Source organism: Kosakonia sp. LAM2021 (assembly GCF_016620385.1).
GTDB lineage: Bacteria > Pseudomonadota > Gammaproteobacteria > Enterobacterales > Enterobacteriaceae > Kosakonia > Kosakonia sacchari.
This window is the reverse complement of the sequence record NZ_JAENHT010000003.1, coordinates 335,354-355,979: the sequence shown is the minus strand read 5'-3', so window position 1 is coordinate 355,979 and position 20,626 is coordinate 335,354. Positions and strand designations below refer to the sequence as shown.

The 20,626-nt window shown below is 53.8% G+C and carries 18 protein-coding genes; 8 read left to right on the top strand and 10 right to left on the bottom strand.

Features of this window, described 5'->3' with window-relative positions:
• Nucleotides 1-11: 11 nt before the first annotated feature.
• The 8 genes from JKP81_RS10495 to mntR form a co-directional block, all read right to left on the bottom strand.
• Complete coding sequence (locus JKP81_RS10495; protein WP_200551673.1) at nt 12-1,331, bottom strand: PTS sugar transporter subunit IIC; 1,320 nt, start codon at nt 1,329-1,331, stop codon at nt 12-14.
• 24 nt (nt 1,332-1,355) lie between these two features.
• The gene (locus tag JKP81_RS10490; RefSeq protein ID WP_200551672.1) at nt 1,356-2,732 is read right to left on the bottom strand and encodes a glycoside hydrolase family 1 protein; all 1,377 of its coding nucleotides are present in this window, start codon (nt 2,730-2,732) and stop codon (nt 1,356-1,358) included.
• Nucleotides 2,733-2,885: 153 nt separating this feature from the next.
• On the bottom strand, nt 2,886-3,932 hold the full coding sequence (locus JKP81_RS10485; RefSeq protein WP_017456034.1) for an aldo/keto reductase: 1,047 nt from the start codon (nt 3,930-3,932) through the stop codon (nt 2,886-2,888).
• A 101-nt stretch (nt 3,933-4,033) separates the two neighbouring features.
• Complete coding sequence (locus JKP81_RS10480; RefSeq protein WP_200551671.1) at nt 4,034-5,557, bottom strand: efflux transporter outer membrane subunit; 1,524 nt, start codon at nt 5,555-5,557, stop codon at nt 4,034-4,036.
• 1 nt (nt 5,558) lies between these two features.
• Nucleotides 5,559-7,130 carry a DHA2 family efflux MFS transporter permease subunit gene (locus JKP81_RS10475; RefSeq protein ID WP_200551670.1) on the bottom strand — a complete coding sequence of 524 codons (1,572 nt, stop codon included), beginning with the start codon at nt 7,128-7,130 and terminating at the stop codon, nt 5,559-5,561.
• A complete protein-coding gene (locus JKP81_RS10470; RefSeq protein ID WP_200551669.1) occupies nt 7,127-8,224 on the bottom strand; it encodes an HlyD family secretion protein in 1,098 nt (365 codons plus the stop codon). Before JKP81_RS10470 ends, JKP81_RS10475 begins: the two co-directional genes overlap by 4 nt.
• 101 nt (nt 8,225-8,325) lie before the next feature.
• A complete protein-coding gene (locus tag JKP81_RS10465) occupies nt 8,326-9,435 on the bottom strand; it encodes an anion transporter (RefSeq protein ID WP_200551668.1) in 1,110 nt (369 codons plus the stop codon).
• Nucleotides 9,432-9,902, bottom strand: coding sequence for a manganese-binding transcriptional regulator MntR (gene mntR, locus JKP81_RS10460; protein ID WP_200551667.1), 471 nt, complete (start codon nt 9,900-9,902; stop codon nt 9,432-9,434). The genes JKP81_RS10465 and mntR overlap by 4 nt, the downstream gene beginning before the upstream one ends.
• Nucleotides 9,903-10,090: 188 nt before the next feature.
• Here mntR and mntS point away from each other — a divergent pair, with 188 nt between their 5' ends.
• Entirely contained in the window at nt 10,091-10,222 is a 132-nt protein-coding gene (mntS, locus tag JKP81_RS10455; protein WP_017456028.1) for a manganase accumulation protein MntS, read from the top strand.
• A gap of 281 nt (nt 10,223-10,503) precedes the next feature.
• Nucleotides 10,504-12,093 (top strand): phosphoethanolamine transferase, encoded by a 1,590-nt coding sequence (locus JKP81_RS10450; protein ID WP_200551666.1) that lies wholly within the window; start codon nt 10,504-10,506, stop codon nt 12,091-12,093.
• A 68-nt stretch (nt 12,094-12,161) separates the two neighbouring features.
• Here JKP81_RS10450 and ompX read toward each other — a convergent pair whose 3' ends face one another.
• Complete coding sequence (gene ompX / locus JKP81_RS10445) at nt 12,162-12,674, bottom strand: outer membrane protein OmpX (RefSeq protein WP_017456026.1); 513 nt, start codon at nt 12,672-12,674, stop codon at nt 12,162-12,164.
• A 363-nt stretch (nt 12,675-13,037) separates the two neighbouring features.
• Between ompX and rhtA the strand changes: the two genes are divergently transcribed.
• The 6 genes from rhtA to ybiO all read left to right on the top strand — a co-directional run bounded on the left by rhtA (nt 13,038) and on the right by ybiO (nt 19,650).
• Nucleotides 13,038-13,925, top strand: coding sequence for a threonine/homoserine exporter RhtA (gene rhtA / locus JKP81_RS10440; RefSeq protein ID WP_017456025.1), 888 nt, complete (start codon nt 13,038-13,040; stop codon nt 13,923-13,925).
• A 298-nt stretch (nt 13,926-14,223) separates the two neighbouring features.
• Nucleotides 14,224-14,727, top strand: coding sequence for a DNA starvation/stationary phase protection protein Dps (gene dps, locus JKP81_RS10435; RefSeq protein ID WP_200551665.1), 504 nt, complete (start codon nt 14,224-14,226; stop codon nt 14,725-14,727).
• A gap of 361 nt (nt 14,728-15,088) precedes the next feature.
• Nucleotides 15,089-15,835 (top strand): glutamine ABC transporter substrate-binding protein GlnH, encoded by a 747-nt coding sequence (gene glnH, locus JKP81_RS10430; RefSeq protein ID WP_017456023.1) that lies wholly within the window; start codon nt 15,089-15,091, stop codon nt 15,833-15,835.
• Nucleotides 15,836-15,920: 85 nt separating this feature from the next.
• Nucleotides 15,921-16,580 carry a glutamine ABC transporter permease GlnP gene (gene glnP, locus JKP81_RS10425; RefSeq protein ID WP_200551664.1) on the top strand — a complete coding sequence of 220 codons (660 nt, stop codon included), beginning with the start codon at nt 15,921-15,923 and terminating at the stop codon, nt 16,578-16,580.
• The gene (gene glnQ, locus JKP81_RS10420; RefSeq protein ID WP_200551663.1) at nt 16,577-17,299 is read left to right on the top strand and encodes a glutamine ABC transporter ATP-binding protein GlnQ; all 723 of its coding nucleotides are present in this window, start codon (nt 16,577-16,579) and stop codon (nt 17,297-17,299) included. The genes glnP and glnQ overlap by 4 nt, the downstream gene beginning before the upstream one ends.
• A 113-nt stretch (nt 17,300-17,412) precedes the next feature.
• Complete coding sequence (gene ybiO / locus JKP81_RS10415; protein WP_200551662.1) at nt 17,413-19,650, top strand: mechanosensitive channel protein; 2,238 nt, start codon at nt 17,413-17,415, stop codon at nt 19,648-19,650.
• Here the strand turns inward: ybiO and rlmF are convergent.
• Nucleotides 19,640-20,575: a 23S rRNA (adenine(1618)-N(6))-methyltransferase RlmF gene (rlmF, locus tag JKP81_RS10410; RefSeq protein ID WP_200551661.1), complete on the bottom strand. Its 936-nt coding sequence runs from the start codon at nt 20,573-20,575 to the stop codon at nt 19,640-19,642. The two genes, ybiO and rlmF, sit on opposite strands and share 11 nt — an antisense overlap.
• Nucleotides 20,576-20,626: the final 51 nt, after the last annotated feature.

Here is a 20,626-nt window from a genome sequence, read left to right as displayed (position 1 = left end):
TCCTTCATTTTTTAATCTATCCCGTTGTTTCTTAAGGCCACTCTCTCGGCTATTTTGAGGAAAGGCAGGTAGAAGAATACACCAAAGATGATGATTATCAACTGAACCACCACCGCCCGCCAGTCGCCTGCGGTGGCCAGCCAGGCGCTTAAAATCGGCGGCGTAGTCCACGGGATCATCACCACACAGCGCGAGATCCAACCGAGCGTAGTACAAAGCCAGGCAAACCAAATCCCCAGCGCCGGAAGCAGCACAAAGGGGATCATCAGCGGCAGGTTAAAGACGATGGGCAGACCGAAAATCACCGGTTCATTAATATTGAATAAGCCTGGCGAGATGGCGAGCCGTGCCACCTGCTTCGCCGATTGCTGCTTCGCGAAGATAAAAATGGCGATCAGTAGCGAAAGGGTACTGCCGGTGCCGCCAATCATGCCGAACGTGGGCACAAAAATGCTGTTGATGATATGCGGAATGGGCTGCCCGTTGGCAAACGCCAGCATGTTCTCGTTGGTGTTAATCAACAATAGTGGTTCAAGGATCACGCCGTTGACCACCGTCTGGTGAATACCGAGCGTAAACAGAAAATTACCAAAACTGTAGATAAACAGCGTGCCCGGTAAACTGGTATTAATCTGCCGCAGCGGCTGCTGGATAAGCGTGGTGATGAGGTGGATCAAATCCGTATGCAACAGGTTCGCCAACAGCGCCGCGACAATGGCGAACAGCGAGAGGGTAATGATTGCCGGAATCAGCGAGGAGAAGGATTGCCCCACCGCCGAGGGCACATTTTCCCCGAGCGAAATAGAAAATTTCTTCACGCTGGCAACGCGGATAAACAGCTCCGTGGAGAGCAAGCCAATGATCACCCCGGCGAAAATCCCCGTCGTGCCAATGTTGGTGAATGCCAGCATCTGCGTCACGCTCACCGTCGCTTTGCCACCAACGGGCACTACATCCAGCTGCATCGGCATCATGATGATAAAGCTGGAGATCGCAATGACCACCGCTGATACCGGGTTGTCAAAGTTCTTATTGCGCGCCAGCGACCAGGCGGTCATCGGCGCAATTAATAACGCGGCGATATTCAGCGTGCCGTTGATCACCGCCTCGCCCCAGACTTTAAAACGCGCCAGCGTCTCCCCTTCCAGCACCCAGGGGAAAACCACGTTATTAACCAATACCGCCAGCCCGGCGAGGATAAAAATCGGCATCACCGCCGCAAATGCGTCACGCAGCGATCGCAGATGCACCTGGTTTGCCAGCCTGGCGGAGAACTCGACAAATTTATCGACGAATGACTGCATTTTTGGCGTGATGTTGCTGTCAGACATTGCGGCTACCCTCTCAATCGTTACTTACATGTCGCGGCCGTTGCTGCGAATCAGCTGTTGCAGCCAGCGATAGCTCTTCTTCGGTACGCGTTTTAAATCTTTCAGGTCGTGGTTTTCGCGGTTGACGTACACCACGCCGTAGCGCTTACGCATATCGCCCTGGGAACTGAGAATGTCGATCAAACCCCAGCCGAGGTAGCCCAACACCTGTGCGCCGTCCTCAAAGATGGCGTCCTGCATCGCCTGGATATGGTCGCGGTGATAAGCGATGCGGTAATCATCCTCGATCGGATTAACGCCGTCCCACTCTTCAATCACGCCAATGCCGTTTTCAATCGGGAACACTGGCAAGCGCCAGTCGTTGTAATAGCGTGTGATAATGGCGCGGAAACCAAGCGGGTCGATTTGCCAGCCCCATTCGGTCGCCTCAAGATATGGGTTCGCTTTATCGCCCTGTTGCAGGAAATAATTGACCGGGGTTCCCGGCGCAATGGCATCGCTGTCGAGGGTTTTGCTGGCGTAGTAGCTAAACGCCATAAAGTCGTTTTTGACCCGCGCGATTTCCGCCAGATCCTCATCGCGGTAGATATCGCGGAAGCCTTCCCTGTCCACCACCGCCAGCACTTCCGGGCTGTAACCCTGTCCGGCATAGACTCGCAGCAGGTTCTGATTGAGGAATTCGTCATATTGCGTGGCGCAAAACACATCGCGCGGTTTGCAGGTCGCCGGATAAACCAACTGGTGCGCCAGCATGCCGCCCATTAATTTTCCGGGCTGGGTAGCGTGCAGGTAATGGGTCAGCAGCACATGCGCCATCATCACATGGTGCTGAATCTGATAAAGCTCGCGCAGGGTTTTCTCGCCTTGCAGATAGCCACCAACCTGAAACGCGCCTGGCATGTGGTAAATGTTCTGCTCGTTAAACGTCAGCCAGTACTTCACCCGGCTGCCAAAGCAGTCGATCATCTTTTTCCCGTAGCGCACAAAAGCGTCCTGCACGCGCCGGTCGGCAAAACCGTTGTACTGCTCGGCCAACGCCAGCGGCATATCAAAGTGGTACAGGCAGATCATCGGCTCAATGCCGCGCGCCAGCAGATCGTCGATAAAGCGGTCATAAAAGGCGATGCCCTCGTCGTTGAACTCACCATCACCCTGCGGACAAACGCGGCTCCAGGAAATCTGGAAGCGGTAGCAGTTCATGCCCAGATCCTGCATCAGGTCGAAATCCTCCTGATAGCGGTGATACGAATCGGTGGCGACTTTCCAGTCGGAGGCAAATTCGCTGGCTTCGCGAATATCGTAGACCGACATCCCTTTCCCGCCCTCGTTCCATGCGCCTTCGGTCTGCATGCTGGATACGGAGTTACCCCATAAAAAGCCGTTCGGTAACGTTTTGCTCATCTCGCTTCTCCATGACTAGTCATTTTTAAGATATGACTAGTCATATAGATAACGGCGAAAAAATGGGCAAAAGGGACGATGCGATTTTGTGACGCTATTCGAAAGAAAAGAAAAACGCGACGGGGTGAGCGTCGCGTGTGAGAGGAAGGATAATTACTGTTGTTTTAACTGGTTACGGCGATATTCACCCTGGCGCTCAAACATCCAGCCGGGATATTCACGCGGCAGTGCGCTCACCGCATCCAGCTGTTGCAGTTCGTCATCGCTGAGGCGGATCGCCGTCGCCGCAATGTTATCGTCCAGTTGTTCCGGGCGTTTCGCGCCAATAATCACGCTGCTGACCACCGGTTGATGCAGCAGCCAGGCCAGCGCGATTTGCGCCACGGAAACCCCTTTGCTGTCGGCGATGGTGCGCATAACGTCCACGCAATCAAAGGCGCGGTCTTTATTCACCGGCGGGAAATCAAACGCCAGACGGCGCCCACCGGCTTGTGCCTGACCGTCGCGGCTATATTTGCCGCTCAGCAAACCGCCCGCCAGCGGGCTCCAGACCATCAACCCCACGCCTTCGCTCTGCATCATCGGCACCAGTTCACGTTCCAGATCGCGACCAGCAATGGTGTAGTAAGCCTGTAGCGAGGCAAAGCGCGCCAGCCCAAGACGCTCCGAAATCCCCAGCGCTTTGGCGATTTGCCACGCCGCCCAGTTAGAGACGCCGATATAGCGCACATGCCCGTGCTGAACGAGGTTATCCAGCGCGTAAAGCGTCTCCTCAATAGGTGTGGCCGGATCAAAGCCGTGCAACTGGTAGAGATCAATATGATCCAGTTGCATGCGCTTGAGGCTCTCTTTCACGCTATTCATGATGTGATAGCGCGAACTGCCGCGTGAGTTCACCCCGGCGGTGCCGGTTTCGCCAAACACTTTGGTGGCGACAATGACATTTTCTCGCGGCACTTTCAGGTTTTTCAGCGCCTGGCCGGTGATCTCTTCCGAACGCCCGTCGGAATAGACGTTCGCGGTATCGATAAAGTTAATGCCGGCATCGAGCGCGCTGCCGACCAGTTGCTCGGCTTGCGCCTGTTGCAACTGGCCGATTTTGCTCCACATGCTCTCGCTGTCGTCACCGCCAAATGTCATGGTGCCGAGGCACAGTTCAGAAACAAACAGTCCGGTATTGCCCAGTTTTTTGTAGCGCATGATGGCGTCTCCTCATCTGTTTAGTTGACGCAGACAGTTATACGCAATCCTCTGCGGCGGCGAATGTGAGGATCCTGCCTGTTTCTTGCCCAATTCTCTGATTATCCGCGCGGCGCATCGCCAAACACTTTGTAATCAGGGAGTTGCACATTCTGATACGGTTCCCAGCCGCCGCCGAGCGCTTTATACAACGCCACCAGATCGAGGCTGCTTTGTACCCGCGCCTGCTCGCGCTGCTGGCTGGCCTGCGCCAGCTGACGCTGAGCATCCAGCACATCGATAAAACTGGCGATCCCCTGACGGTAGCTGTCGGTGGCAAGCGAGAAGGCGTTTTGCAGCGCACTGAGCGTTTTATCCAGTCCTGCTTCACGCTGCTGATCGGCGCGGTAACTGACCAGCGCATTTTCCACATCACCCAGCGCACTGAGCACCGTCTGGCGATAGTTCAGCACCGCCGCGCCCTGCTCAGCACGCGCCAGCTTGACGCTCGATACCAGCCGCCCCCCCTGGAAAATGGGAATCGAAATCTGCGGTCCGAAGCTATAAAAATGGCTGCTCCAGTCGGTAAGCCAGTTGGTTTCGCTGTTGCGCAGACCAAACTGGCCGCTCAATGACAAGCTGGGGAACAACTGCGCAACCGAAACGCCAATCTGTGCCGTCGCCGCATGCAGGCTGGCTTCCGCTTCCCGAACGTCCGGTCGACGACGCGCCAGCGTCGAGGGAATTCCGGTGGGCACAATGTCCGGCAGTGCGGGTAACGGCTGCGCATTGCGCAATTCGCTGTCCAGCGCACCGGGCGGTTTACCGAGCAGAATAGCTAACGCGTTCATCGCCTGGCGCTCCTGCGCTTCATATTGCGGGAGTTGCGCTTCCAGGTTGCCGACCTGGGCGCGGGCATTTTCCACATCCAACTGGGGAGAAAGCCCACCTTTTTGTCGGTTTTCGGTCAGCGTAAATGTCTGCTGCGCGCTGTCGATTTGTGTTTTCAGTGTGCTGATGATGTTCTGCGCACCGCGCAGTTGCAACCACGCGCGCGCCACTTCGGCTTCCAGCGACACCAGCGCATCGTTACGTTGTTCAATTGCCTGCTGCTGCTGCGCGGACGCCGCTTCTACCTGGCGTCGCACTTTGCCCCACAGATCCAGCTCCCACTGGGCGTCAAAACTGCCCTGATAGAGATTCACCGGTTGGGTAAGTGCCCCGAGGGCCCCGCTGATCGCCGGGTCGGCGTCCTGCAACTGGCCTTCGACGTTATGAGATTTCAGCTCGCCTTCAATACCCAGTTGCTGGCGAGTCGCTTTCAGCGAACCGTTAACCGCTGGCAGAAACGCGCCGCCCGCCTGATTAATCTGCTCGCGCGCACCGGCAATGCGCAGCACGGTTTGCTGGAGCGAGAGATTATCTTTAATCGCCCGATCAATCAGGCTGTTCAACTGCGGTGACTGGAAGGTTGTCCACCAGCGCGGATTCACCGCCTGCGAAGAGGTCTGCGATTTTACCGCTTTGTCACCCGGATCGTTCCAGCGCGCAGGCATTTGCGGTTTGGGCGCCTGGTAATCCGGCCCGACGGCACAGCCTGCAAGCCACAGCGATAACAGGGTTACGGGAAAACGACACCACGTCATATTAATGTGCTCCTGCGCTACCTTCGCTTTTGATCGGCGAAAGCAATAAACAAAAGGGGATCAGCAACATCGCCACCAGGCTGAGCACGGTGAAAACGTCGATATAGGCCAGAAAACGCGACTGGGCGATCATCGTTTTGTACATCTGCCCCGTGGCGCTACTCAGCGGATCGCCGACCAGGCTGGTGAAGTTACGAATCGCCTCGGCGGATTCACGCAACGCCAGCTGAAATTGCTCATTAAAGGGAGAGGTATGCTCTGATAAGTGCGACATATGTGCCTGCGAGCGCTCGGTGATCGCCGCCGTTGACAGCGAAATACCAACCGATCCCGCCACGTTACGGAACATGGTAAACAGCGCCGCCGCATCGGCATTTAGCTGGCGCGGGATCGAGATAAAGGCGATGGTCGTCAACGGTACAAACAGGAAACCCAGCCCAATCGACTGCGCACTGCGAAACAGCATCAGCGTTTCAAAGTCGATATCCGGAGCCAGTGTGCGCGACCACCAGAATGAGGCCGCCAGGCAGAAAAAGCCGAAGGCGATGATCCAGCGCGTCTGCACCACCGGCATCAGTTTCAGCACCAGCGGAATGGTCAGCACAATCAACACCGCGCCGGGCGACAGCACCAACCCGGACCAGGTGGCGGTGTAGCCCAGATCCTGCTGCGCCAGTTGTGGGATCACCACCGAGCTGCCATAGAGGATCATCGCCATGCCAGCCATCAGCAAGCTGGAAACCGTAAAGTTTTTATCCGCCATACAGCGCAAGTCGACCACCGGCTTTTTGGCATACAGCAGCCAGTAAATGGCCCCGACAATACCAATCGCAGTGAGGACAGCGAAAATGCGGGTGAAATCGGAGTTGAACCAGTCTTCATCTTCACCGCGATCGAGCATCACTTGCAGACAGCCCAGCCCCAGCGCAATCAGGCCAATGCCCGGCCAGTCGATAGACAATTTCTGCTTCGATTTGCGCTCCCAGGGCGGATCTTCCAGCAACTGGTAAATCGCCAGTACCGTGACAATGCCCACCGGAATGTTGATAAAAAAGACCCAGCGCCAGGAGTAGTTATCGGTTATCCAGCCGCCCAGCGTTGGCCCCAACACCGGGGCGACAATAATGGCGATAGAGGACAAACCAAAGGCTTTGCCGCGATCTTCCGGTTTGAAGTAATCCAGCAACACCGATTGCTGCGTGGGCTGCAAACCACCGCCAAAAAAGCCCTGCAAAATACGAAACAGGATGATTTGCCAAAGCTCAGTGGCGATGCCGCACAGAAACGAACAGACGGTAAACATCACAATGCAGATCAGGAAAAACTGCTTGCGCCCGAAGGTGCGGCTGAGAAAAGCGGAGATCGGCAGAACGATACCGTTCGCCACCAGGTAGCTGGTCAGCACCCATGTTGATTCGTCATAACTGGCGGAGAGCGATCCGGCGACGTGCGGCAGCGCCACGTTAACAATCGTGGTATCGAGGATCTCCATAAACACCGCAAGGGTGACGACCCACGCCACCGCCCACGGGTTACTGGCGGGTTTCCAGTTCTCGTGGCTGTGATCCGTCATTCCAGCGTCACCTTCGGTTCAACGGAAAGGCCTAACGGCAACGGTTTGTTGGGATCCAGACCTTTATCGATAACGATTTTCACCGGTACGCGCTGGACGATTTTGACAAAGTTGCCGGTCGCATTTTCTGAAGGAAAAGCGGCGAACTTCGACCCGCTGCCCTGTTGGATGCTATCGATATGCCCTTCCAGCTCCAGATCAGGCCACGCATCCACTTTGACGCTAACTTTATTCCCCGGACGCATACGCTCAAGCTGCGACTCTTTAAAGTTGGCCACCACCCACACATCTGGTGAGACCAGGGAAAACAACGCGGTGCCTGCCTGCACTAACGTACCGTTTTGCACGTTGCGTTTGGTGATAAAGCCATCGAAAGGCGCACGCACTTCCGTCCAGGATAAATTCAGATTCGCGGTTTCCAGCTGCGCTTTTGCCTGCGCCACTTGCTGCTGGCGCGCTTCGACATTGGTTTCCTGCTGACGGATTTGCAACTGCACCTGGTCGGCGACTTCCAGCTGTGCCTGCGCACTGGCAAGCTGTGCCTGAGCACTACGCAACTGGGCATTAGCGCTATCGATATTTTGCTGTGTGGTGGCACGTGGATCGACACCGCGCTGGCGACGGTAAGCGGCTTCGGCGTTTGCCAGATCGGCTTTTGCTTTCAGCACCTGCGCGCGCGCTTCATCACGCTGAGCGGGATACTGCACTTTTGATAAGTCCAGTTGTGCCTGCGCCTGGTGTAGCTGGGCGGTCGCAAGCCCCAGTTGCGCTTTCGCCTGATCGCGCTGCGCGGTGGCATCGCGCGGGTCAATAGTGACCAGCAAATCCCCTTTCTTGACGCGCTGATTATCTTTCACCCGCAACTCAGTGACATAACCTGCCACCTTCGGCGCAATCGTCACCGCGTCGCCATCGGTAAAAGCGTCGTCAGTAGTTTCTTCATTACGGGTTAAAAACCACCACACCAGCGCAACAATCACCATCACGCCGACAACAAGGGCGAGGATAATCAGTGGCTTCTTTCCGGGGCGTTTACGTGGATTTTGATTGTTATCGTCCTGAACATCGTCAGGATGCGTTGTGTTTTCTGCCATAGTTTCGCAACAGTCCTGTCAGGTAACGGCGCCAAGGATGCGCCGTTAACTAAAGTTAGGCGGTTGCTATACATTTGCCAGGATAAACTGACAAATCAGCACTATCTGAATAAGAGTAATCCGTATCCCACCAGCGCCGCCCACAGCAGCATCGGCATGGAATAAAGATGAAAGCGCCACCAGATGCGGCGATCGTTTGCCATACGCAGCGCGATAAGATTGGCCAGCGAACCGGGCAGCAAACCAAAGCCGCCAACGTTCACCGCCCATGCCAGCAGCGTATCCGGCGGCACATAATTGAGCAGCAAAATGGTCGCAGGCACGTTACTGATAAATTGCGACAGGCCAATGGCCGTCAACCACAACCCTGAAGGTGACAACTGGCTGGCGCTGTTCAGCACCGAATGCAGCGCAGGCAACTGAATCAGCAGGTGGACATCAATAAACATGGCGATAAAAACCAGCAACAGCGTCCAGTCCACGCTCAGCACTACCCGGCGCGCCAGTAGCAAGAAGCCGACGGCGACAATTGCCAGCCCCCACAGCTCCTGTTTCAGCTCCAGCGCGGTAATAAAGATTATGTAGAAACCGAGGCAGCTCCACACCAGACGGGGTTGCCAGTCCGGCGTTTGTACGCCGCTGTGGTAGTTAAGCGCTTTTTTCGGAAAACAGAACCAGCACACCACCAACAGCGTGACCATCATTGCCAGCGCCAGCGGCGCCATCTGCCAGATAAACGCGGGGAAAGAGAGGCCAGAGCGCCCCCAGATAAGAATATTTTGTGGGTTTCCGATAGGCGTTAATAACGACCCGGCATTCACCGCCAGCGCTTCAAAAATGATCAGCCGGTTAACCGGAATTTCGCACAGTTTCTTCAGCGTGATGGTCAGCGGCACCACAATAAACAGCGCCACATCATTGGTGAGAAATGTAGAGAGAAGCGCCGCCGCCAGCACCATAAACATCGCCAGCCTGCGTTGATGATGAAAACGGCGCACCATACGCCGCCCAATCACATCAAAATAACCGCTCAGCTCAACGCCTTTAGTCAGCAGCATCAACCCGCTAAGGGTAATAATGGTGTGCCAGTCAATCGCACCCGGCCAGGTTTTCGGCGCAAACGGGACAAAAAAGCACAGTGCAATACCAATAAGCAGTAACAGATGCAGGAAGCGATCGCGCGCCAGGGCGCGAATGAAGGGCATAGTCATTCAGGCGGTTGCTCGTGTTGCAGAGTGAAGCGACGGAAACACTCCAGCGTTTCCTCGCTAACGTGATGTTCCATACCTTCGGCATCGCGACGCGCAATCTCCGGGCTCACGCCCAGCACCAGCAGGAAGCTCTCAACGATTTGGTGCCGCTCGCGGCTCTCCTGCGCCAGCCTCTCACCTTCCGCAGTCAAAAAAACGCCGCGCCAGGGGATCTGTTCAATTAAGCCGACTGTCGCCAGTCTTTTTAACATTTTCGCAACCGTCGGTTGTGAAACGCCAAGACGGGCAGCCATATCCACCTGGCGGGCTTCGCCCACTTCGCGGATCAAATCCGAAATCAGTTCAACATAGTCATCAATCAGCTCGCGACGATGCGCTTCACGCACCTGACGAAAGCCTTCAACATGCTCTTCTACATTTACCAGCGTCACTTTTTTTATTGTTGGCTTACCTGCGCGACGGTTCATTGTGCTTCCTCTGAAGGTGTGACACCTGTGCAGCATCATATAAGAGAAACGCCATTGTAAACCATCCGTGAATCAGCACAAAAAATTAACGTCTTAGCCATAGCTATAGAACATAGCCTGTGCTATATCTGTATGTAATGCGTTCACTCTTCATGGAACGAAGGGCATGAAAATGGCAGGAGGTAACGATGAATGAGTTCAAGAGGTGTATGCGCGTGTTTAGTCACTCTCCTTTTAAAGTCCGTTTAATGCTGCTGAATATGTTGTCCGATATCATTACCGGCAAACCTCAGCAGGACTCCGACAAATCTTCTCACTAATGCGGCGTCGCGGTACGCCGCTTCATTTTTCTGTCACAATCCCCCGTCATACTGGCTAATTCGTCTAAAAATCAGCGTATTTTTGCTGGATTTGCAATCATTCTCTCAAAACAACCGCTTAGCCCCTGTTGACCTTCGACGCGCCTCGCTCTATCTTTGCGCTGCCCTGCACAAATTGCGGCTCGCAGATGCGGACCCCCTCCCCTCTTCACACGCACTGTCCGGCAGGTTTTGACCCTTAACGCCAGGGTGAGCACATGGCGTTTTCATGACAGTAATCTATGAGCCTAATCCTTAAAGAATCCGTTGCCTTTCGCAGCCAGACGCTCAACCCGTGGACGGGTTTCTACTTTTTACAATCGATGTTGATTAACTTCGCTCTGGGTTATGAATTTAGCGTGATGTATGCGGTGCTTTTAACCTGCGCGCTGCTGATCCTCTGGCGTCATGCGCCTCGTGCGCAGAAAACCGTTCTCGGGATTATCTCGTTGGTTGCCGCCTGTTATTTCCCCTTTGGCCGGGCATACGGCGCGCCGAACTTCAATACGCTGCTGGCGCTGCTGTCGACCAATATGGAAGAGTCGACGGAAATTCTGACTATCTTCCCGTGGTATCACTATGCTATTGGCGTATTCATTTTTGCGCTGGGCGTTATTTCGCTGCGCCGTCGGATTATCGTGCGTTCGACACCATGGCTAAAATGGGACACGTTGGGCACGATTGTGTGCATCGCTTCTTATTTTATTGGCCCGGTGCAAAACCACTTCAAAGGTTACGAATTCAGGATCATTGATACCGGTGTTCCGGTGCTTCGTTTCGTGCGCGACGTGGCGTTTAACTACTATGTAGTCAAAGAAGAACAGAAAAATATGGCCGCGCTCGCCAGTGTGAAAGACACCTGGACTGTGCTGGCGGTGAAACCGAAATACCATACTTACGTGGTGGTAATTGGCGAAAGTGCACGTCGTGACGCGCTGGGCGCCTTTGGCGGCCACTGGAACAATACCCCGTTTGCCAGCCAGGTAAACGGCACGCTGTTTACGGATTATATTTCCGCGAGCGGTTCAACACAAAAATCCCTTGGCCTGACGTTAAACCGCGTGGAGGGAGACAAACCGCAGTATCAGGATAATTTTGTTACGCTGGCTAACCGTGCCGGTTTCCAGACGTGGTGGTTTTCTAATCAGGGACAGATTGGCGAATACGACACGGCCATCGCCAGTATCGCAAAGCGTGCCGATGAAGTGCAGTTTTTGAAACGCGGCGACTTCGAAGCAGATAAAAATACGCGCGACGAGGATCTGTTAAAACTCACCAACCAGGTGCTGAGCACAAAACGCACCCAGCCGCAGCTGATTGTGTTGCATTTGATGGGCTCGCACCCGCAGGCCTGCGATCGCACCGGCGGCAAATACAACGAGTTTGTGCAGTCAAAAGAGACTTCATGCTACCTCTATTCCATCACGCAGACCGATGATTTCCTCGGAAAAATGTATTCGCAACTGGTCAATACCGGCGAAAGTTTCTCGATGGTTTACTTCTCGGATCACGGGCTGGCGATTAAAGAACGCGGAAAAGAAGTGCAGTACCTGGCGCATGCCGATACCTTTCAACAGGACTTCCAGGTGCCGTTTATGGTGCTTTCCAGCGACGATACTAAACATCGGGTGATTAAAGCGCGCCGTTCAGCGAACGACTTTTTGAGCTTCTTTTCGCAGTGGACCGGGATTAGCGCAGAGCAGATTAAAAATCCTTACCGTTTTATGTCCGAGCAAAAAGCCGGGCCAGCGTACATTACCAACTTTAAGTTACAGAAAGTTGACTACAACCATCTCGGCACGGATCTCTTCGATACGCGCAGTAAGTGGTAATTTCTGAAGCAGATTGCAGGCAAAAAAAATCCGCCCAGTGGGCGGATTTTTTATTATCGCCGAAGCGATTAGAAGCGGTAACCAACGCCGGCAATCCAGGTGCCAACGTCTACGCTACGGATACGGCTCTGCTCGTAGGAGAAGTCCAGAGCAACGTTTTCCATCGGGTTGAACTGCAGACCAGCACCGTAAGAGAAACCGTAGTCGCTGGTGTCAGACACTTTAGCGGTGTCTACGGTCTGCTGGAATTTACCATAACCTACACCCACAACACCGTAGATGCTCGCCCAATCGTTGATGCGGTAAGCCGGGCCTGCGGTGATGCCGTAGTACTGCGCTTTGTTATAAACGCTGCTTTCGGTGCGATCTTTTTCAGTGTAAGTAAAGGAACCGATAACACCCAGCGGGTTGTTGTCCTGCTCGTAGCGATATTTCAGGTTGAAACCGTTAGTTTTGTTAGCAATACCCTGAGCGTCGCTCTGAGCGTAACCGCCAGTTACGGTTGAAGTAGCTGCTACTGCGGAACCTGCAGAAACCGCCAGAAGTGCGGCCAGTGCTGAAAGACATGCAATTTTTTTCATAATCCACCTCAAATGTGCTTCAAGTAAATCCTACGTCCTACGCATTTAAATATATCAAAATTAGTTAAGAAACTCTTTGCGGGAATTGGGGTCTAAAGGGCCATTTGATGTAACAGAAAGTTTCCGCCACTGACCAACCCTTTCAAAAAGAAGCAGTTTTCCCACACAACGCACCATTATGCTGCGCATTTAATGGCACATTCATCCAGATAATTCTTAATTGCCTAGGTTAATTAACCATCAGAGCGGCGCTATTCTACGGATTTTTCAGTTACTTTTTTTCAACAAACGCTCAACCAGCCGGGGGTAATTCAAGTAAACTGCCTCTTTTACTTTATTTGACAGAAATTGACGGGAGAAAGGATGCCTGCGCAGTCTCGTAAATTGCCGGTGTGGTTGCCGGTATTAATATTGCTTGTCGCGATGATGTCCATTCAGGGAGGCGCGTCGCTGGCGAAATCGCTTTTTCCGATTGTTGGCGCACCCGGCGTCACCGCGCTGCGTCTCGCACTTGGCACCCTTATTTTGGTCGTAGTGTTCAAGCCCTGGCGTTTACGTTTTACCCGTGAACAGCGTCTTCCACTGCTGTTTTACGGCCTGTCGCTCGGCGCCATGAACTATATGTTCTATTTATCGATCCAGACGATACCGCTCGGCGTCGCGGTAGCGCTGGAATTTACCGGCCCGCTGGCGGTGGCGCTTTTCGCCTCACGCCGCCCGGTGGATTTCATCTGGGTGATCCTGGCTGTACTTGGCCTCTGGTATCTGCTGCCGCTGGGCGAAAATGTTTCACATGTTGATCTCACTGGCGCGGCGTTTGCCCTTGGTGCCGGCGCGTGCTGGGCAATCTATATCCTTTCCGGGCAGCGCGCCGGGGAAGAGCATGGCCCGGCAACAGTAGCGTTGGGTTCATTAATTGCGGCGGTAGTTTTTGTGCCGCTTGGCGCGTTCCAGGCGGGCGAAGTGCTGTGGCACTGGTCTGTTCTGCCGCTGGGGATCGCGGTGGCGATTTTATCCACCGCCCTGCCTTACTCGCTGGAGATGATCGCCCTGACGCGCTTACCGACTCGCACATTCGGCACATTGATGAGTATGGAACCCGCGATGGCGGCTATTTCCGGCATGATTTTCCTCGGTGAAACGCTAACTTTCCAGCAAGCGCTGGCGCTGGCGGCGATTATTATCGCGTCGATGGGCTCGACACTCACGCTGCGTCGGGAAGCGACAGTCAAAGAAATTGATATCGGTTAAATAACTATTATTTGGCATGAGATGCTTCTTATGCCAAATATTCTCCCCTCATAGCAGACATTATTTCTTACTTTTCCCAGCATCCTGCATTAAATAGAATCATTCGCATTTTAGAAATAATAAGTCATTAGAATTATCTTACATTTCATTTGATTAGTTGCGTCATCCTGAAATTCTTTCCTATATTTTATATTCGCTATCGAACTGATAGGTACAGCCAAGACTGGCAGCAAAAATCTGGTGCTATACTTAGTTTCGGTAATTTCCTGGGACACAAACATCAAGAGGATATGAGATTATGAGTACCGCTAAACTGGTTAAAACGAAAGCGTCTAATCTGCTTTATACCCGTAACGATGTATCGGATAGCGATAAAAAAGCGACCATCGAGCTGCTGAATCGCCAGGTGATCCAGTTTATTGACCTGTCTCTGATCACTAAACAGGCCCACTGGAATATGCGCGGTGCTAACTTCATTGCCGTACATGAAATGCTGGATGGCTTCCGTACAGCGCTAGTAACCCACCTTGATACCATGGCAGAACGCGCCGTACAGCTGGGCGGTGTCGCACTCGGCACCACGCAGGTGATTAACAGCAAAACCGCGCTGAAAAGCTACCCGCTGGATATTCATAGCGTGCAGGATCACCTCAAAGAACTGGCCGATCGTTACGCCGTGGTCGCCAATGATATACGTAAAGCGATTGGCGAAGCGAAAGACGAAGATACCGCTGATATCTTTACCGCCGCTTCCCGCGACCTGGATCAATTCTTGTGGTTCATTGAGTCCAACATTGAGTAATCCATAAGTTTTGCCTATACGCCCTGCGCATCCCGCGCAGGGTTTTGCACTATTACAGTGCGCCTTTTCTTCCCTTCCCACGCACAAAGTTACCACTTCGTAATTATCCCATCACAAAATTGTTAATAAGTGATTGTTTTTACCCCACGAACTGCGCTAAAAAAAAGCAAAACAGGCCACGCCGCCAGAATGCACCAAAATAGTGACTCAAAATGGTGCATGCGGCTATTGTTGCTACACTTATTGTGCAACCGGTTAAAGGTTCGCCTTTACAAAACAATAGGTTGTAAACCTGGCATGATTTTTTCATACTGCGTTCATTCTCGCAGGGGTTCGTTCCCCGGATACAAAAGGAAAAACTATGAAGTCTGTATTGAAATTTTCCCTGGCTGCACTCGCTCTCGCTTTTGCCGTTTCTTCTCAGGCTGCTGACAAAAAACTGGTTGTCGCCACCGACACTGCGTTCGTTCCTTTCGAATTCAAACAAGGTAACCAATATGTTGGTTTCGACGTGGACCTGTGGGCAGCAATCGCCAAAGAACTGAAACTGGATTACGAACTGAAGCCGATGGATTTCAGCGGCATCATCCCTGCGCTGCAAACCAAAAATATCGATCTGGCGCTGGCGGGTATCACCATTACGGAAGAGCGTAAAAAAGCCATCGATTTCTCTGACGGCTACTACAAAAGCGGTCTGCTGGTGATGGTGAAAGCCAACAACAACGACGTGAAAAGCGTGAAAGACCTTGATGGTAAAGTGCTGGCAGTGAAGAGCGGCACCGGTTCTGTTGATTACGCAAAAGCGAACATCAAAACTAAAGATCTGCGTCAATTCCCGAACATCGATAACGCGTATATGGAGCTGGGCACTGGTCGCGCTGACGCAGTACTGCACGACACGCCGAACATCCTTTACTTCATCAAAACCGCTGGCAACGGCAAGTTCAAAGCTGTCGGCGACTCTCTGGAAGCGCAGCAGTACGGTATCGCCTTCCCGAAAGGCAGCGATGAACTGCGCGAAAAAGTAAACGGTGCGCTGAAAACGCTGCACGACAACGGTACTTACAACGAAATCTACAAAAAATGGTTCGGCACCGAACCTAAATAATTATTAAAAAATAAAGCGTTACATCTCGGAGGCGGCTTTCGCCTCCGATGCTTTTTGTTAAAACCACGGTATACAGGAACACATCATGCAGTTTGACTGGAGCGCCATCTGGCCCGCCATTCCGCTTTTGCTTGACGGGGCCAAAATGACCTTATGGATCTCGATCCTTGGTCTGGCTGGCGGCATCGTTATCGGCCTGCTGGCCGGTTTAGCCCGTACCTATGGCGGCTGGATTTCTAACCACATCGCACTGATTTTCATCGAAGTTATTCGCGGTACGCCAATCGTCGTTCAGGTGATGTACATTTATTTCGCCTTGCCGATGGCCTTCCCCGATATCCGTATCGACACCTTCAGCGCCGCAGTGATCACCATCATGATCAACTCCGGGGCTTATATCGCCGAAATCACCCGCGGCTCCGTGCTGTCCATCCATAAAGGGTTCAGCGAAGCGGGCCAGGCGCTGGGGCTTTCCCGCGTTGAAACTATCCGCCATGTGATCATGCCGCTGGCGCTGCGCCGCATGCTGCCGCCGCTGGGTAACCAGCTGATCATCAGCATCAAAGATACCTCGCTGTTTATTGTTATCGGCGCAGCCGAATTAACCCGTCAGGGCCAGGAAATCATTGCCGGTAACTTCCGTGCGCTGGAAATCTGGACCGCCGTCGGGGTGATTTATCTGATCATTACCCAGGCGCTGAACATCGTGCTCCGCCGTCTTGAAAAAAGGATGAAAATCCTGTGATTGAATTTAAAAACGTTTCCAAGCACTTCGGTCAAACCCAGGTGCTGCATAACATCGACTTGAACATTACTCAGGGTGAAGTGGTGGTGATTATCGGGCCGTCGGGTTCCGGGAAATCGACGCTGCTGCGCTGCATTAACAAGCTGGAAGAGATCACCAGCGGCGATCTGATTGTCGACGGTCTGAAAGTTAACGATCCGAAAGTGGACGAGCGCCTGATCCGCCAGGAAGCGGGTATGGTGTTCCAGCAGTTTTATCTGTTCCCGCACCTGACCGCGCTGGAAAACGTCATGTTTGGCCCGCTTCGTGTGCGTGGTGCAAAGAAAGAGGACGCGGAAAAGCTGGCGAAAGATCTGCTGGCGAAAGTTGGTCTCGCCGAGCGAGGTCATCACTATCCGTCTGAGCTTTCCGGTGGTCAGCAGCAGCGTGTGGCGATTGCCCGCGCGCTGGCAGTTAAACCGAAAATGATGCTGTTTGATGAGCCAACCTCTGCACTTGACCCGGAACTCCGTCATGAAGTGCTGAAAGTAATGCAGGACCTGGCCGAAGAAGGCATGACCATGGTGATCGTGACCCACGAAATCGGCTTCGCCGAGAAAGTGGCCTCACGCCTGATTTTCATCGACAAAGGCCGCATTGCCGAAGATGGCAACCCTCAGCAGCTGATCGAAAATCCGCCGAGTCAGCGCCTGCAGGAATTCCTGCAACACGTCTCCTGATTTACCCCGCCCCTCCTTGCGGAGGGGCCCCCCCAGATTCTTCTCAATTCATCGCGGCTGCGCTACCGCATCTATACTTATCATTTTGCTGGACTTTCTCACCGGAGGAGCACATGCCGTGGATCCTGCTATTGATTGGGTTGTGGTGCGCGCCGTTACAGGCAGCAACAATACCCGGCATTACCTCTGCGACAACCACGCCTGCGCCTGCGACGCAAACGAGTGAGCCCAGTGTCGAGCAGAAAAAGGCCGCTTATGCCGCACTTGCGGACGTGCTGGAAAACGATGATTCGCGCAAGGAACTGATTGAGCAGTTGCGTAAAGTTGCCGCCGCGCCAGCACAGGAGCCCGTGCCGGAACTCACCCCGCCGGAGGTGAAAGAGCAAAAAACGGTACTGGAAAACGTGACCGAGGTTAGCGAACATTATGGCAATGCACTGGCATCTCGTTTTGCTCAGCTGTATCGCAATATCACCGGTTCGCCTCACAAAGCTTTTAACCCGCAGACCTTCAGCAACGCCGCCAGCCATTTTCTGCTATTGGCCGCGCTGGTTTTTGCTTTCTGGTTTCTTGTTCGCTTAGCGGTATTGCCGCTGTATCGCAAAATGGGCGCCTGGGGACGGCGTAAAAACCGCGACCGCAGTAACTGGTTGCAACTACCCTCAATGATCATCAGCGCGTTTATTATTGACCTGATGCTGCTGGCGTTGACGATATTTGTCGGTCAGTTACTTAGCGCCAACCTTAACGCAGGTAACAGCACCATCGCCTTTCAACAAAGCCTGTTTCTGAACGCTTTTGCGCTGATTGAGTTTTTTAAAGCAATTTTGCGGCTGGTTTTCTGCCCGCGTATTGCCGATCTGCGCCCATTTCGTATTACCGACGAAACCGCCCGCTACTGGCATCTGCGCCTGAGTGCGCTGAGCAGCCTGATTGGCTACGGTTTGCTGGTTGCAGTGCCAATTATTTCCAATCAGGTCAACGTGCAGTTTGGCGCACTGGCGAATGTGGTGATCATGCTCTGCATTACCGTATGGGCGCTGTACCTTATTTTTCATAATAAGCGACAAATTCAGCACAACTTGATTGCCCTGGCGGATCACTCGCTGGCCTTTTTTAGCTTGTTTATCCGCGCGTTTGCGTTGATCTGGCACTGGCTCGCCAGCGCTTACTTTATTGTGTTGTTTTTCTTTTCGCTGTTCGATCCCGGCAACAGCCTGAAATTTATGATGGGCGCCACGGTCAATAGCCTGGCGATCCTGAGCATTGCCGCGTTTCTTTCTGGTGTATTGTCACGCTGGTTGAATAAAACCATCACTCTGTCGCCACCGGTACAGCGCAACTATCCCGAACTGCAAAAGCGGCTCAATGGCTGGCTCTCAGCGTCGTTAAAAGCCGCACGGATTCTGGTGGTCTGCGCAACGATCATGCTGCTGCTGAACGCCTGGGGACTGTTTGATGTCTGGCACTGGCTGAATTACGGCGCCGGTGAGAAAACCGTCGATATTCTGATCCGTATTGCCTTAATCCTCTTCTTCTCCGCCGTGGGCTGGACGCTGCTCGCCAGTATTATTGAAAACCGGCTGGCGTCGGATATTCACGGTCGCCCGTTGCCAAGCGCGCGCACCCGCACACTACTGACGCTGTTTCGCAATGCGCTGGCGGTGGTGATAAGCACCATAACGGTGATGATTGTGCTGTCGGAAATTGGCGTCAACATCGCACCATTGCTGGCCGGGGCCGGGGCGCTCGGGCTGGCTATCTCATTTGGTTCGCAAACGCTGGTGAAAGATATTATCACCGGCATTTTCATCCAGTTTGAAAATGGCATGAATACCGGGGATTTGGTCACTATCGGCCCGCTAACCGGCACCGTAGAACGGATGTCGATTCGCTCCGTTGGCGTACGTCAGGATACCGGCGCGTACCACATCATTCCGTGGTCCTCGATAACCACATTCGCCAACTTTGTGCGCGGCATTGGCTCGGTGGTGGCGAATTATGACGTGAATCGCCAGGAGGACACCGATAAAGCGAATCAGGCGTTAAAAGATGCTGTGGCGGAACTGATGGAGCAGGAGGAGATCCGCGGCTTGATTATTGGCGAACCATCGTTCGCCGGGCTGGTTGGGCTTACCAACACGGCCTTCACGCTTCGCGTCACCTGCACTACCCTGCCGCTGAAACAGTGGACGGTGCGTTTCGCCCTCGACACGATGGTGAAAAAGCACTTCGACCGCGCGGGCGTGCGCCCGCCGGTGCAGACATACCAGATGTTACCGGCAGCGGAAAGCGCAACACAGCCAGCGCCGCCCGCCAGCCCGCCACCGCCGACAGAACCTACCCTTTAAAACGCGACTGCGCCCAGCGTTTACGCTGGGCCTCATCGAAAAACGTCCAGGCGATAAAACGGCTCTGCTTCTGGCCCTGCGCCATCTCTTTTTTCATCACTTTCACGGCGCCGGCCTGGGTCAACGCGCGATAAAGGTCGGGCAAGTTATCACCGCGAGACACCAGCGAGGTAAACCACAACACCTGGCGCGCAAACTGTTGGCTTTCAGCAATCATCTTGCTGATAAAAGCCACTTCGCCGCCTTCGCACCACAACTCCTGTTGCTGACCACCAAAGTTAGCGGCGTCGCTGGCTGATTGCCCGAGGTTGCGGCGCTTACGCTCGCTTCCAGCCTGCGCGCTTTGCGCAGAGTCGTGAAACGGCGGGTTGCAGAGCACCGCATCGTACTGCTCATTTTTATGAATAATGCCGGTGAGAATCGACGCCGGATCTTTCTGTCGACGCAACCGCACCGCACGGCTCAACCCGGGGTTGGCGTTGATGATCGCCTGTGCGCTGGCAAAGGCCTGATCGTTAACTTCGCTGCCGGTAAAGCGCCAGCCATACTCATGCGCACCAATTAGCGGATAAATACAGTTTGCGCCAGTGCCGATATCCAGCACACTGGCCTGCGTCGGCACCTTGCCGTCGTTGCTTTCCGCCAGCACATCCGCCAGATGGTGAACGTAATCCGCACGCCCTGGAACAGGCGGGCAGAGAAAGCCATCCGGGATATCCCACTCACGCACACCATAGAATTGCGCCAGCAGCGCTTTGTTCAGGGCTTTAACTGCCTGCGGCTCGGCAAAATTGATGGTCGTCTCACCATTCGGGTTCGTGGTAAGAAACGCGCGCAGTGACGGGTTCACGGCGCACAGCGCGTCGAGATCGTAGCGACTGTGATGGCGGTTACGCGGGTGCAGACCCGGCTTCTGGGCATTCATGGCATTCTCCTGTTAGCAGCGGCGTAAGATACCCGTTGACGATGGTCGGGT

Bases quoted from the DNA above. Each gene is read 5' to 3' on its own strand.
- JKP81_RS10495 (WP_200551673.1), bottom strand. From the start codon at position 1,331: ATGTCTGACAGCAACATCACGCCAAAAATGCAGTCATTCGTCGATAAA.
- JKP81_RS10490 (WP_200551672.1), bottom strand. From the start codon at position 2,732: ATGAGCAAAACGTTACCGAACGGCTTTTTATGGGGTAACTCCGTATCC.
- JKP81_RS10485 (WP_017456034.1), bottom strand. From the start codon at position 3,932: ATGCGCTACAAAAAACTGGGCAATACCGGACTGTTTGTTTCTGAACTG.
- JKP81_RS10480 (WP_200551671.1), bottom strand. From the start codon at position 5,557: ATGACGTGGTGTCGTTTTCCCGTAACCCTGTTATCGCTGTGGCTTGCA.
- JKP81_RS10475 (WP_200551670.1), bottom strand. From the start codon at position 7,130: ATGACGGATCACAGCCACGAGAACTGGAAACCCGCCAGTAACCCGTGG.
- JKP81_RS10470 (WP_200551669.1), bottom strand. From the start codon at position 8,224: ATGGCAGAAAACACAACGCATCCTGACGATGTTCAGGACGATAACAAT.
- JKP81_RS10465 (WP_200551668.1), bottom strand. From the start codon at position 9,435: ATGACTATGCCCTTCATTCGCGCCCTGGCGCGCGATCGCTTCCTGCAT.
- mntR (WP_200551667.1), bottom strand. From the start codon at position 9,902: ATGAACCGTCGCGCAGGTAAGCCAACAATAAAAAAAGTGACGCTGGTA.
- mntS (WP_017456028.1), top strand. From the start codon at position 10,091: ATGAATGAGTTCAAGAGGTGTATGCGCGTGTTTAGTCACTCTCCTTTT.
- JKP81_RS10450 (WP_200551666.1), top strand. From the start codon at position 10,504: ATGAGCCTAATCCTTAAAGAATCCGTTGCCTTTCGCAGCCAGACGCTC.
- ompX (WP_017456026.1), bottom strand. From the start codon at position 12,674: ATGAAAAAAATTGCATGTCTTTCAGCACTGGCCGCACTTCTGGCGGTT.
- rhtA (WP_017456025.1), top strand. From the start codon at position 13,038: ATGCCTGCGCAGTCTCGTAAATTGCCGGTGTGGTTGCCGGTATTAATA.
- dps (WP_200551665.1), top strand. From the start codon at position 14,224: ATGAGTACCGCTAAACTGGTTAAAACGAAAGCGTCTAATCTGCTTTAT.
- glnH (WP_017456023.1), top strand. From the start codon at position 15,089: ATGAAGTCTGTATTGAAATTTTCCCTGGCTGCACTCGCTCTCGCTTTT.
- glnP (WP_200551664.1), top strand. From the start codon at position 15,921: ATGCAGTTTGACTGGAGCGCCATCTGGCCCGCCATTCCGCTTTTGCTT.
- ybiO (WP_200551662.1), top strand. From the start codon at position 17,413: ATGCCGTGGATCCTGCTATTGATTGGGTTGTGGTGCGCGCCGTTACAG.
- rlmF (WP_200551661.1), bottom strand. From the start codon at position 20,575: ATGAATGCCCAGAAGCCGGGTCTGCACCCGCGTAACCGCCATCACAGT.